At 54.1% G+C, this 13264-nt stretch carries 13 protein-coding genes; 3 read left to right on the forward strand and 10 right to left on the reverse strand.

The features are described from left to right. Positions 1-2: 2 nt before the first annotated feature. Positions 3-1928: a DNA primase gene (dnaG, locus tag IQ22_RS06135; protein WP_145139599.1), complete on the reverse strand. Its 1926-nt coding sequence runs from the start codon at positions 1926-1928 to the stop codon at positions 3-5. Between the two features lie 262 nt (positions 1929-2190). Beyond that, entirely contained in the window at positions 2191-2406 is a 216-nt protein-coding gene (gene rpsU / locus IQ22_RS06140) for a 30S ribosomal protein S21 (RefSeq protein WP_010795989.1), read from the reverse strand. 202 nt (positions 2407-2608) lie between these two features. On the opposite strand from rpsU, the gene tsaD reads away from it, so the two are divergent. Next, complete coding sequence (tsaD, locus tag IQ22_RS06145) at positions 2609-3634, forward strand: tRNA (adenosine(37)-N6)-threonylcarbamoyltransferase complex transferase subunit TsaD (protein ID WP_145139759.1); 1026 nt, start codon at positions 2609-2611, stop codon at positions 3632-3634. A gap of 59 nt (positions 3635-3693) precedes the next feature. On the opposite strand, the gene plsY is transcribed toward tsaD, so the two are convergent. Further along, positions 3694-4263, reverse strand: a complete 570-nt coding sequence (plsY, locus tag IQ22_RS06150; RefSeq protein ID WP_145139603.1) for a glycerol-3-phosphate 1-O-acyltransferase PlsY — start codon at positions 4261-4263, stop codon at positions 3694-3696. A gap of 110 nt (positions 4264-4373) precedes the next feature. On the opposite strand from plsY, the gene folB reads away from it, so the two are divergent. After that, positions 4374-4727 (forward strand): dihydroneopterin aldolase, encoded by a 354-nt coding sequence (gene folB / locus IQ22_RS06155; RefSeq protein ID WP_145139606.1) that lies wholly within the window; start codon positions 4374-4376, stop codon positions 4725-4727. Continuing rightward, positions 4718-5254: a 2-amino-4-hydroxy-6-hydroxymethyldihydropteridine diphosphokinase gene (folK, locus tag IQ22_RS06160; RefSeq protein ID WP_145139608.1), complete on the forward strand. Its 537-nt coding sequence runs from the start codon at positions 4718-4720 to the stop codon at positions 5252-5254. The genes folB and folK overlap by 10 nt, the downstream gene beginning before the upstream one ends. Here folK and IQ22_RS06165 read toward each other — a convergent pair. The 7 genes from IQ22_RS06165 to apaG all read right to left on the reverse strand — a co-directional run bounded on the left by IQ22_RS06165 (position 5233) and on the right by apaG (position 13235). Then, complete coding sequence (locus IQ22_RS06165; RefSeq protein ID WP_145139611.1) at positions 5233-6471, reverse strand: multifunctional CCA addition/repair protein; 1239 nt, start codon at positions 6469-6471, stop codon at positions 5233-5235. The genes folK and IQ22_RS06165 overlap by 22 nt on opposite strands. Positions 6472-6566: 95 nt before the next feature. Next, positions 6567-8114, reverse strand: coding sequence for a SpoVR family protein (locus tag IQ22_RS06170; protein WP_145139614.1), 1548 nt, complete (start codon positions 8112-8114; stop codon positions 6567-6569). Beyond that, the gene (locus IQ22_RS06175) at positions 8111-9385 is read right to left on the reverse strand and encodes a YeaH/YhbH family protein (RefSeq protein ID WP_145139617.1); all 1275 of its coding nucleotides are present in this window, start codon (positions 9383-9385) and stop codon (positions 8111-8113) included. The genes IQ22_RS06170 and IQ22_RS06175 overlap by 4 nt, the downstream gene beginning before the upstream one ends. 137 nt (positions 9386-9522) lie before the next feature. Beyond that, positions 9523-11445: a PrkA family serine protein kinase gene (locus tag IQ22_RS06180; protein ID WP_145139620.1), complete on the reverse strand. Its 1923-nt coding sequence runs from the start codon at positions 11443-11445 to the stop codon at positions 9523-9525. A 261-nt stretch (positions 11446-11706) separates the two neighbouring features. Continuing rightward, entirely contained in the window at positions 11707-12033 is a 327-nt protein-coding gene (gene glpE / locus IQ22_RS06185) for a thiosulfate sulfurtransferase GlpE (protein ID WP_145139622.1), read from the reverse strand. Beyond that, the gene (locus IQ22_RS06190; RefSeq protein ID WP_145139625.1) at positions 12034-12855 is read right to left on the reverse strand and encodes a symmetrical bis(5'-nucleosyl)-tetraphosphatase; all 822 of its coding nucleotides are present in this window, start codon (positions 12853-12855) and stop codon (positions 12034-12036) included. It abuts the gene before it with no gap. Next, entirely contained in the window at positions 12855-13235 is a 381-nt protein-coding gene (gene apaG, locus IQ22_RS06195) for a Co2+/Mg2+ efflux protein ApaG (protein ID WP_145139628.1), read from the reverse strand. The genes IQ22_RS06190 and apaG overlap by 1 nt, the downstream gene beginning before the upstream one ends. Positions 13236-13264 lie beyond the last annotated feature (29 nt).

Genomic DNA, 13264 nt, shown 5'->3' on the forward strand with positions numbered 1-13264 from the left:
GATCAGGTAACTGGTGCGGCTGGGCGGCTGAGTAGCTCGCGCAGACGGTCTTTCTCTTCAGCGCTAAGCTCGCTTTCGCGTGCCTTACGAAGCAACTGCTCAAGGCTTCGTTCACGTTGGCTTGCTGCAAGCCTGATAATGGTGTCGAAAAACTGTTGTTCAAGGTTATCCCCCGAAATCAGCCATTCTTTTTCAGCTAAGACCCTTAAAAGTTTACCCTGTTCGGTGCCATGCCACCGTGCTAGCAGTTGCAGCGTGGTTTGCTCAGGCTTTTTTTGCAAGGCATCGATCAGGGCGACGAGTAGTTGTGCGTATTGATCATTTTCTTCGGCAATATCTTTGGCATCTTGAACTTGCAAGGCGAGTGCCGGCCGATGAATAAGGCTTCTAAGCGCGGAAAGAGTAGGTGGCTCAACTGCCGCAGGGACCCAGGGCGCTCGAAACGAGGGGTCGCCTTTGGCGCCGAACGGCTTTTTCCCACGAAAGCCTTTGGTGCTGCTATAGGGCTTCTGTCCCGATCGGTAAGGCTGTTGCCTTGCTGGGGTCGAAGAATCATAGCCGCTATCGTAATAGGGTTCTGGCTCGTATCCGTAAGGTTCACTTGCCGCGCCGATAGGTGTGGCGGGCTGAGTAAACTGATTCAGGGACTCGTTGGTAAGTCCGGTCAGTTCGCTTAAGCGTAGCCGCATTAAGGCGCGTAGGTTGTTGCCTGGGATGCGATCGATTAAAGGTGTTGCCAGTGTCGCCAGGTGTGCTTTGCCCTCCAAGGTAGACGGATCGGCCTCGCCGGATAACTGCTGAAAGAAATACTCAGCCAATGGGAGCGCCTGCTGAATGAACCGAGCCTGGAAAGCATCCGGGCCCTCCTTGCGAACCAGTGTGTCTGGGTCTTCACCTTCAGGAAGAAACAAGAAGCGGACCTTGCGGCCGTCTTGCAGAGAAGGCAGTGCCGATTCGAGCGCGCGCCATGCTGCACTGCGCCCGGCCTGGTCTCCATCAAAGCAGAAAAGAATATGAGGGACCAGGCGGAACAGGCGCTTAATATGCTCCTCGCTGGTGGCTGTTCCAAGGGTAGCTACTGCATTGCGAATCCCTTGCTGAGCCAAGGCGATAACATCCATGTAGCCTTCGACGACAATAATTTCATCGAGGTCGCGGTTGGCTTTTCGGGCTTCGAACAGGCCGTACAGCTCTTGGCCTTTATGAAAAACCGGAGTTTCTGGCGAGTTCAGGTACTTAGGCTTGTCATCGCCCAGAACACGTCCGCCAAAGGCAATGACGCGTCCCCGACTATCCCGGATAGGAAAGATGACTCGATCACGAAAGCGGTCGTAGCGCTTGCCACTGTCGGCATTCTCGATCAAAAGGCCAGCATCAATCATGGCCTTTTGCTGCAGACTGTCACCGCCTAAGTGCTTGAGCAAGTTGTCCCAGCCTGGAGGCGCGAAGCCCAGACCGTAATCCCGAGCAATTTCGCCCGTCAGCCCGCGATTTTTTAGGTAATCGACTGCGGCCTTGCGTTGTGGATGGCTCTTTAAGGCTGTGCGGTAGTAGTCCGAGGCGGCTGTTAATAAAGCATAAAGCGGGGAGTCGAAAGCTTGGCGAGATTGACGCGTGCCGCTGCTTTCCTCGCGTGGAACGTCGAGGCCGATACGTTTGGCTAGCTCATCGACAGCTTCAGGAAAGTCCAGATTGTCATGGTCCATGACAAAGCCGAGCGCATTACCGCCAGCGCCGCAGCCGAAGCAGTAGTAGAACTGCTTGTCTGGGCTTACGCTGAACGAAGGACTTTTCTCATTGTGAAACGGGCAGAGCGCACTATAGTTCTTGCCGGTCTTTTTAAGCTTGATGCGCGATCCCACCACTTCGACAATGTCGGTGCGATTGAGGAGGTCATCGATAAAGCCTTGAGGAATCAATCCAGCCATGGTGCGTTCGGCTCTGAATTAAGCAAGTAACATGCGCCAAGCAAGCTCACGGCGGCTATACATGGGCGATTGGCTGCCTAGGACAGATGTCATCCAGACGAAAATGAACAAGCTATCGCTTTGCGCGTAAAATTGTTCAACAGCTGAGACTATAGAGTATCGTGCATGGCAATGCATGACGATGGTACTGCGGAGGGCTGGAGGTTAGTCACGTTCAGCCCGGCCAAAGCCGGGCGGAGCCGTTAGCCATGCAGGCGTCTGATCAATACAGACGCTCGCGACGGCGCTGTTCGCGCTGCACTTTCTTGGCATGACGCTTAACAGCAGCTGCTGCTTTGCGCTTGCGCTCGGAAGTAGGCTTCTCGTAGAACTCGCGGCTGCGAACTTCAGCCAGAACACCGGCTTTTTCGCAAGAGCGCTTGAAACGACGCAGGGCTACGTCGAAGGGTTCGTTTTCTTTGACTTTGACGGCGGGCATCCAGGTCGTACCTTCAATGTTTACCGGGGGGTGGATTCAACGCTCGGGCTTAGCCACGCAAAGCGTCGGTTTTTAAGGGTTGCGGATAGTAACCCTTCAGTAGTCGAAATGCAAAGCTTCCAGACGAAAGCACTGGTCTGCCGGAAAACCTGGGATTATTATGCCTGACTTCATTCTCAACCAGGCCGAAGGCTGGCTGCCCATGCGTGTTCTGGGACTCGAAACGTCCTGCGACGAAACCGGCGTCGCACTCTTTGACAGTGACCGCGGACTATTGTCCGATGCTCTGTTCAGTCAAATCGATCTGCATCGCGTCTATGGTGGGGTAGTGCCCGAGTTGGCCTCCCGTGATCATGTAAAACGTATGCTGCCGCTTATTAATCAGGTGCTTAGCGAGGCGGGTAGTACGTCTACCGATGTGGATGCTATTGCCTATACGGCCGGGCCCGGTCTAGTGGGTGCCTTGCTTGTAGGCGCTTCCTTTGCGCAGGCCTTGGGGCTTGCCTGGAATGTTCCTGTCCTGGGCGTCCATCATATGGAAGGTCATCTGTTGGCGCCTATGCTCGAAGAGCAGCCGCCGCAGTTTCCTTTCGTCGCTTTGTTGGTTTCGGGTGGACATACTCAACTGGTTCGGGTTGACGGTATCGGTCGTTATCAACTTTTAGGTGAGTCAGTAGATGATGCTGCTGGCGAAGCCTTCGATAAAACGGCCAAGTTATTAGGTCTGGGATACCCCGGCGGGCCTGAAATCGCACGTCTGGCAGAGCGCGGTACGCTAGGGCGTTTCGTCTTTCCTCGGCCGATGACGGATCGGCCGGGTCTGGATTTCAGCTTTAGTGGCTTAAAGACCTTTGCCCTTAATACGTGGCAGCAATGTTGTGCTGCTGGAGACGATAACGAGCAGTCCCGTTGCGATATTGCTCTGGCTTTCCAGAAGGCTGTGGTCGAGACGCTGACTATCAAGTGCAAGCGTGCACTCAAGCAGACCGGGCTTAAATCGTTAGTTATTGCTGGCGGGGTAAGCGCCAATAGTGCATTGCGTGAGTCATTGGAAACGATGCTGTCGGAGCTACGTGGTCAGGTGTTCTATGCCCGTCCGCGTTTCTGTACGGACAACGGGGCGATGATTGCCTATGCTGGTTGCCAGCGTCTGCTAGTAGGCCAGCAGGACGGCCCTGCCATAAAAGTACAGGCGCGTTGGCCAATGGAGCAGCTGCCGGCGATTTGAGACGCTTGAAGGGCGCACACTGACAAGTGAATCGCATGAATATCGGCAACACTACTGCTTTAGAAATGGCGTTCGCGTCCGGCCAATAGATTCTTGAGGTTGCTGCGGTGACGGATCACGATCAGGCCAGTCAAGATCAGCAGTGGCGGAAGCAGTAGTGGTTTTTGCCAGGCGACCAACGGCAGGGATAGAGGCAAGGCGATCAAGGCGGCTAGAGAGCTGGTACGCGTCAAGCCAAATACGGTCGCCCACAAGGCTGAAGCCAGCAAGGCCATGGCGGGATAGACGCCCAGCAAGAGACCTGCGGCCGTGGCAACGCCTTTACCGCCCTGAAAACGAAAGTACAAAGGATAGAGATGCCCCAGCACCGCAGCCAGGCCAATCCAGGCCTGTTCGGGCTCACCCAAGCCCAGGCCGCGCGCTACAAGTACCGGGATAAGGCTTTTGCTCAGATCTCCCAGCAGGGTAATCAAGGCAAGTTTCTTGCCTCCCAAGCGCAACATGTTGGTCGCGCCCGGGTTACCGGAGCCGCTAGTGCGAGGATCGGTTACTCCAAATGCCTGGCTGACCAGTACGGCAAAGGACAAGGAGCCGAGGAGGTAGGCGAAGGTAGCCAGCAACCAAACCATGGTGCAATTCCGTGGGGCACGTATAGTGGATTCTATGGGAATACCTGGCCCGCCGCGACACGGTGCCAGGGCTTTTTCAATCGATGCGCCTAACGGCGCAGGAGAGAGTCGTGGATAAAGTGTTCATCGAGGGGCTGGAAGTCGACACGGTTATTGGCGTGTATGACTGGGAACGGGAAATTCGCCAGTGCCTGCGTTTGGATGTATGCATGGGATGGGATATCCGGCCATCTGCCGAGAGGGATGAGCTGGACAAGACCTTGAACTATGCCGCCGTAGCCGAGCGGATTCTGGCATTTGCTCACCAGTCCAGCTTTCAACTGGTTGAAACCTTTGCCGAGCGATTGGCGGAGTGCCTGCAGAAAGAGTTCAACCTGCCATGGCTGCGTTTAAAAATCACCAAACCCGGCGCAGTGCCAACTGCAGCGGGTGTCGGTGTGGAGATTGAGCGCGGATGTCTCTGATCACGGTATATCTCGGGCTCGGCAGCAACATCGAGCGTGAGCGCAACCTGACTGCAGCTTTGAATGCCTTGTCCGGCATGTTAGAAGGATTGGTATGTTCGCCCGTTTTCGAGAGCGAGGCGGTAGGTATCAAAAGTGCTCCGTTCATCAATTTCGTGGTGCGTGGCCAAACCGATTTGTCTTTGGCGGAGCTTAGTGCGCAGCTCAAGCACATTGAGGCGAACAGTGGGCGTTATGCGCCGGACCGCAAGGGCCTCCCGCTGGACATTGATATTCTGTTGTACGGCGAGTCGGTAGGGGACTTTGACGGTCTGGTCCTGCCGCGCGCCGAAATCTTGAAGAATGCTTTTGTGCTCTGGCCCTTATCGCTGTTAGCCGGTACGGTACGCCATCCCGTCGACGGGCGTACCTTTGCTGAGCTCTGGCAAGAAATGCCTAAGGGGCAGCGGCTGTGGCCGGTAGCTTTCAGCTGGCAAGGGCGCTCCCTCACGCCTTCTGCCCTGTGTCAGGTCTCGCCCTTGGTATAAGTCTGCTTGAAGCGTGTCAGTGCTCTTAGGCGCTCTTGCTGCAAGGCTTCACCCAGCTCTGCACCTTTCAGCCCTTTGTCCAGCAGAGGCTGTACGCCAACGGCGCGTACAGCCTCTGCTGCATGACGTAAATAATCTGCTTGGGGATAGGAACGGTCTTCAAGGCTAAGTCGGCCACGGGCATCCATTTCACTAGTGGCCAGGAACTCTTCAAACCGCGTTGGCCGGCGGAACAGGTCGAATGCCTGAAACAGCTCGAATAAAGTAGAAGGTCTTAGCTCCAGCGCACGGTGTGCGTGGGTATGGTACTGGCCGACCAATAGTGCTAATTCACTGCAGTCACGCGGTACTTTAAAGCGGGCATTTATGTTCTTGATCAGCCTGAGCCCGCGCGTTTCGTGAGCGATATGTCGAGGCCACTCCTCTTCAGGGGTTATGCCTTTGCCTACGTCATGCAACAAGCAGGCCCAGCGTACTGTCAGCGGTTGATTGAATCGGACGCATTGCCGCAATACGGATTGTATATGGAGGCCTGTATCGATTTCCGGGTGGTGCGCGGCAGGTTGTGGTACGCCAAAGAGAGCCTCGATTTCGGGCAAAAGGACAGCCAGCGCTCCGCAGTCATACAATACCTGAATGAAAACATCAGGGCGGGGCTCCATCAGGGCGCGTGATAATTCCTTCCACATGCGTTCCGGTGTGAGCGCATCCAGCTCTCCGCTTTCGGCCATTTGCTGCATAAGCTGCCGGGTTTCCGGTGCGACGCTAAAGCCCAGCGGAGCATAGCGGGCCGCGAAACGGGCGACACGCAGTACTCGCAGCGGATCTTCGACAAATGCTGGGGCAACGTGACGCAACAGGCGGGCGCTTAAATCAGCCATACCGCCATAAGGGTCGATGACATGGCCGGTTTCGTCTTCTGCCATGGCATTGATCGTCAGGTCACGGCGGACAAGATCATCTTCCAGCGTTACGTCTGGACTGGCATAAAACGTGAAGCCCCCATAGCCGCGTCCGCTTTTGCGCTCCGTACGAGCCAGCGCGTATTCCTCGCCGGTTGCGGGATGGAGAAAAACGGGAAAGTCAGCCCCAACTGGGCGGAAGCCCTGCTCAAGCAATTCTTCGGCTGTACTTCCCACTACAACCCAGTCCACTTCAGTAACCGGCTGCCCTAGCAGACGATCCCTTACCGCGCCCCCGACTTTATAAATCCGCATACAGCACCTCCTGAAGGCAGCAGGATAACGGCGTGAATAGGTAAGGGCCAACAGAAGAGTGAAAGAGTGGGGCCTCAAGGAAGGCCCCGGTGAGGTCAGATAGGAGAAACTGCTATGTCCATACGACGGTGTAAGCCGTCATGTCCATCTTCACGCGGCGGAACATGTTGGGTGTGAATGACCTGATCACCTTGTACTGTTTCCAGATGGATATCGAACCCCCATAAGCGATGCAAATGCTTGAGCACTTCTTCAGTGGACTCGCCCAACGGCTTGCGATCGTGCTGGATATGGCGGAGTGTCAGTGAGCGATCACCCCGGCGGTTGATATTCCAGATTTGTACATTCGGCTCCCGATTACCCAAATTGTATTGGGCCGCCAACTGTTCGCGGATGATGCGATAGCCGGGGTCATCATGAATTGCCGCCACCTCCAATTCATCGCGCTTGTCATCATCCAGGATGCTAAACAGCTTAAGATCGCGGATAACCTTGGGCGAGAGGAATTGCAGAATAAAGCTTTCATCCTTGAAGCTTTTCATGGCGAACGTGACGGTAGAAAGCCAGTCGCTACCAGCTATGTCCGGGAACCAGCGTTTATCTTCCTCGGTGGGATTCTCACAAATTCGGCGAATGTCACGGAACATGGAAAAACCCAGCGTATAAGGATTAATACCACTGTAGTAGGGGCTGTCGAAGCCGGGCTGGTAAATCACCCCTGCGTGCGATTGCAGGAACTCAAACATGAAGCCATCAGTCACCAGCCCTTCGTCGTATAGATCGTTGAGCAAGGTGTAATGCCAGAATGTAGCCCACCCCTCGTTCATGACCTGGGTCTGGCGCTGAGGGTAGAAGTACTGGGCAATCTTGCGGACGATGCGGATGACCTCCCGCTGCCAGGGTTCTAGCAATGGCGCATGCTTTTCCAGGAAATAGAGAATGTTTTCCTGAGGTTCGCTAGGAAAGCGTGCGTCTTCCTCGTGCTTATCCTTGTCCCCCATTTTAGGGATGGTGCGCCAGAGATCATTAACCTGACGCTGCAAAAGCTCTTCACGTTCTTTCTGTCGACGGCGTTCCTCCTCGGCAGAAATCGGATAAGGCCGCTTGTAACGATCCACCCCATAATTCATTAGCGCATGACAGGAGTCGAGCAGGTCTTCCACCGCATCGATCCCATGGCGCTCTTCACATTGCGTGATGTACTGCTTGGCAAAGACCAGGTAGTCAATGATCGAGCTAGCGTCTGTCCAAGTGCGGAACAGGTAATTCCCTTTGAAAAAACTGTTATGGCCATAGCAAGCGTGGGCAATAACCAGCGCCTGCATAGTGATAGTGTTTTCTTCCATCAAATAGGCAATACAGGGATCGGAGTTGATCACGATCTCGTAAGCCAATCCCATCTGGCCGCGCTTGTAATTTTTTTCCGTATGCAGGAAGTGCTTGCCGTATGACCAATGGTTATAGCCAATGGGCATACCGACGGACGCATAAGCGTCCATCATCTGTTCGGCCGTGATGATCTCGATCTGGTTGGGATAGGTATCCAGTGCGTAACGCTTGGCGATACGACCAATCTCGCGGTCGTAGGCCTGCACAAGTTCGAATGTCCATTCCGAACCGGTAGAGATAGGCTGACGCTTCATGACACGAGCCTCCGCTGGAATAGTTCCCGGAACACCGGATAGATATCCGCAGCCGATACGATCTGCTGCTGTGAGAAAGATTCTGAGAAAGCCTCGCGAACCTGCTCGTATTCATACCACAGTGCCTGATGCTCACGCGGCGTGATTTCCACGTAGGTATAGTACTGCATAGACGGCATGATCTGGCGCATGAGGATATCCCGACAGATCGGCGAGTCATCATTCCAGTTATCGCCGTCCGACGCTTGCGCGGCATACAGGTTCCATTCGTTAATGGGGTAGCGCTCTGCCATGATTTCCTGCATGAGTTTCAAGGCGCTGGAGACAATGGTGCCGCCCGTCTCGCGTGAGTAAAAGAACTCTTCCTCATCTACCTCACGTGCGCTGGTGTGGTGACGAATAAACACCACATCGATGCGTTCGTAGTTTCGTTTGAGAAACAGGTATAGCAGGATGAAAAAGCGCTTGGCGATGTCTTTCGTCGCCTGAGTCATGGAGCCTGAAACGTCCATCAGGCAAAACATCACGGCTTTGGAGCTGGGTGTAGGTTGTTTACTTAACAGGTTGTACTTGAGGTCGAATGTGTCCAGGAACGGGACCTTGTCGATACGTGCTCGCAGCCGTGCGATTTCGGCTTCGAGCGCCTGGATATCAGTGATGTTATCCGGTTCCTCCACATGCAGACGTGCAAGCTCAGCTTTCACCTCACGCAGCTTATTGCGGCTGCCTCCTGACAGTGCAATGCGGCGTGCATGAGCGGAACGCAGTGTTCGAATGATATTTATGCGCGACGGATTGCCTTCACTGCTAATACCAGCCCGAACCGTCTTAAAGGTATCGCTACCGGTGAGCTGTTTTTTGACCAGGTTGGGAAGCTCGAGATCCTCGAACATGAAGTCCAGGAATTCGTCCTGGGTAATCTGGAAGACGAAATCATCCATGCCTTCGCCGCTGTTACTGGCCTTGCCCTGGCCTGTACCGCCGCCGCCTCCGCCCTGCGGACGGGGGATGCGCTCGCCTGAGGTGAACTCTTTATTACCGGGATGAACGGTAGTTTGCTTTCCACCACGACCGTGATGAAGCACCGGCTCGTCGATATCACGGCCAGGAATACTGATTTGCTCGCCATGCTCCATATCGGTGATGGAGCGACGGCTTACGGCCTCTTCGACTGCCTTCTTGATGTGCTCACGGTAACGCCGCAGGAAACGCGTGCGGTTTACCGTGCTCTTGTTCTTGCCATTCAAACGCCGGTCGATGACATAACTCATAGACGCCCTCCGGGCTCGGAAAGGGAGCAGCCTGCTGTCCCACGATAGGAGTCCTATGTTGCGTTTTTTCTACCGTTGGACACGCCTTAGTCAGAAATGGACAGGCCACTTCTGACTAAGGCTGGCAGCTGCGTTCTTTACTGCGATTTCCGTACCCGCAGATACCACTCGGACAGCAACCGCACTTGCTTCTCTGTATAGCCCCTCTCGACCATGCGCGTCACAAAATCGCTGTGCTTCTGCTGGTCTTCCTTGCTGGCTTTGGCATTGAAACTAATGACCGGCAAGAGATCCTCGGTGTTGGAGAACATCTTTTTCTCAATGACCGTACGCAGCTTCTCGTAAGACAGCCAGCTCGGATTCTTGCCGTTATTGTTGGCTCGTGCACGCAATACAAAGTTGACGATCTCGTTGCGGAAATCTTTCGGATTGCTAATGCCAGCCGGTTTCTCGATTTTTTCCAGCTCTTCATTCAGGGCTGCGCGATTGAGAATTTCGCCGGTTTCGGGATCTCGATATTCCTGATCCTGAATCCAGAAGTCTGCATAGAGTACATAGCGATCAAAGATATTCTGGCCGTACTCGCTATAGGATTCGAGATAAGCCGTCTGGATCTCCTTGCCGATGAATTCAACATAGCGGGGCGCCAGATACTCTTTGATAAAGCGCATGTAACGCTCGCGCACTTCAGCCGGGAATTGCTCCTGCTCAATCTGCTGTTCTAGTACATAGAGTAGGTGAACCGGGTTGGCGGCCACTTCGTTGGGATCGAAGTTAAATACACGGGACAAAATCTTAAAGGCAAAACGGGTTGAAAGGCCATTCATGCCCTCATCAACGCCTGCAGTGTCACGGTATTCCTGAATCGACTTGGCTTTGGGATCAGTATCTTTGAGGTTTTCACCATCATAGACACGCATTTTTGAGTAGATGTTGGAGTTTTCTGGCTCTTTAAGGCGCGAAAGAACGGAAAACTGTGCCAGCATTTTTAGCGTATCAGGGGCGCAATGAGCATCAGCAAGAGAGCTGTTGATCAACAGCTTGTCGTAAATCTTGATTTCATCCGAGACGCGTAGGCAATACGGGACCTTGACGATATAGATACGGTCAATGAAGGCCTCGTTATTCTTATTGTTTCGGAAGGTATGCCATTCCGACTCGTTGGAGTGCGCTAGGATAATGCCGCTGTAGGGTAGGGAGCCCAAGCCTTCCGTACTGTTGTAATTACCTTCCTGCGTTGCCGTCAGGAGAGGGTGCAGGACCTTGATGGGCGCCTTGAACATCTCGACGAATTCCATCAAGCCTTGGTTGGCCCGGCACAATGCACCTGAATAGCTGTAGGCGTCGGCGTCGTTCTGCGGAAACTCTTCAAGTTTACGAATATCGACTTTGCCTACTAGTGCAGAGATATCCTGGTTGTTTTCATCACCTGGCTCTGTCTTGGCGATGGCAATTTGGTTGAGAATGGATGGGCGCAGCTTAACGACGCGGAATTTACTGATATCGCCGCCAAACTCCTGGAGCCGCTTGGCCGCCCACGGTGACATAATGCTGCGCAGGTAGTGACGAGGAATGCCGTAATCCTCTTCGAGGATCTGGCCGTCTTCGTCGGGGTTGAACAGCCCCAGCGGAGATTCGAACACCGGCGAGCCCTTGATGGCGTAGAAGGGAACCTTCTCCATCAACTGCTTGAGCTTTTCTGCCAGTGATGATTTACCGCCCCCTACAGGCCCCAGGAGATAAAGAATCTGCTTCTTTTCTTCAAGACCTTGGGCGGCATGCCGGAAGTACGAAACGATTTGCTCAATGCAGTCTTCCATGCCATGGAAGTCAGCAAAGGCAGGGTAACGCCGGATCACCTTATTGGAAAAGATGCGCGATAAGCGCGGATCGCTGGTGGTATCTACCAGCTCCGGTTCACCAATAGCCATGAGCATACGCTCAGCGGCACTGGCATAGGCAGTACGGTCCTTCTTGCAGATCTCAAGATATTCCTGAAGGGAATATTCTTCCTGACGAGTCGCTTCGAAACGCCCCTGGAAGTGACTGAAAATGCTCATGACGTCTCCTCGCTGGATACCCTCGAGCCGGCCGGAATCGGTCGTACGGGATGCACGAGAACAAAAACAGTCGACGGAGCAACCGTTGATATTCCCCCGAACACCTAATGGTCGTACCGATAGCGCAGCCGGTTATCCGGCTCCCTGAAATGGGAAGGCCTGATTCAAGAATAGTCCGATTATGGAGATGTGGAAGCCCCCTTTAATACTTATGTTGTAACCGGATCGTCAAAAGCCTGTGCTAAGAGGTAATGCAGGGCACTAAAATGAGCCACTTTCCGTTTCGTCGGGATAAGTGCTTCGCCACTGCTCGAAGCCGCCGTCCAAGCTATAGACATCGCTAAATCCTTGCTGCGCAAAGAAGGCCGCGGCACTTTGGCTGGAGTGCCCGTGATAGCAGACAACAACCAGCGGTTGATCCAGGTCGGCCTGTGCGAGGAAATCAGGCAGCGTCTGGTTGTCGACCCGCTTTGAGCCTGTGATATGCAACGTTGCGAAACTATGCGGGTCGCGGATATCTACGATAGTAGCGCCACGCTGGCGCAGTTCTAGGGCTTGGTTCGGATCGATGTGGTGAAATTCGCTCATTCAGCCTCCTTTACGGCAGGCGCAGGTATGACGCTCGCCAGTATCGACATTCAATAAAGTCATTTTATTACCCCAGACGCAGCCAGTATCCAAGGCAAATACGCCGGGCTCGTCGCAGCGGCCTTCAAGGGCCGCCCAGTGTCCAAAGATCAGACGATGTTCTCGCGTCAAGCGGTGCGGATGGCTAAACCACGGAGCAAAACCGTCAGGGGCGTTTCCGGAGGCTTCTTTGGATTTGAGTTCCAGCGTGCCGTCTGCCGCGCAAAATCGCATGCGGGTCAGATAGTTGGTAATGACCCGCCAACGCTCAACACCTTCGAGATCCTCCCGCCATAATGCCGGCTCGTTGCCGTACATCCCCTCGATAAATAAGGGGAAACGCTCATCATCCTGAAGAACCGACTCGACTTCGCCCGCTAGGGTCAAAGCGTGAGGTAGCGTCCACTGAGGAGGTAGACCTGCATGAACCAGAATTGTGTCGTAGACGGCATCGTAATGCAGTATAGGCTGCTGGCGTAGCCAGTTCAGCAGCTCGTCCCGGTCGGGCGCTTTAAGAATCTTGCGTAGTGTATCGCTTTTCTTTAAGCGCTCCGGATGAAGCGATGTCGCCAGGAGATGCAGGTCGTGATTACCTAGTACGGTTACAATGGCATCGCGCATCTCGTAAAGAAAGCGCAGCGTCTCTAGCGATTGTGGACCACGGTTCACCAAATCGCCTACCAGCCACAGGCGGTCTTGCGTCCGATCAAACTCTACGGTGTCAAGCAGGCATACGAGAGGATCCAAGCAACCCTGCAGATCACCGACGGCATACAATGTCATTAGTGAAGCGCACCCGGAACAACCAAACGGAACGGTGCGATTTCGGCATCAAAATCATGCCCATCGCTGGCTTGCATCCTATAGCTTCCGCGCATGCTGCCTACTTGTGTCTCAAGTACCGTACCGCTGCTGTACTGGTAACTTGCACCGGGTGAAATAACGGGTTGTTCACCAATGACGCCGGCGCCACGTACTTCCTGAGTCCGACCATTGCCATCGGTAATGAGCCAGTGGCGAGTATGCAGTTTAGCCGGTAGGCTGCCTTCGTTAGTAATAGTGACATCATAGGCAAAGGCGAATCGGTTTTGCGCTGCGATGGATTGCTCAGGCAAATAGCGTGTGGAAACGCTGACCTTGATGTTATAGCGTGGGTCGGACACAGGGGCTGACCTCGTGAGAAGCGAGTGTA

This window comes from Pseudomonas duriflava (genome assembly GCF_007830155.1).
Taxonomy (GTDB): Bacteria; Pseudomonadota; Gammaproteobacteria; order Pseudomonadales; family Pseudomonadaceae; genus Chryseomonas; species Chryseomonas duriflava.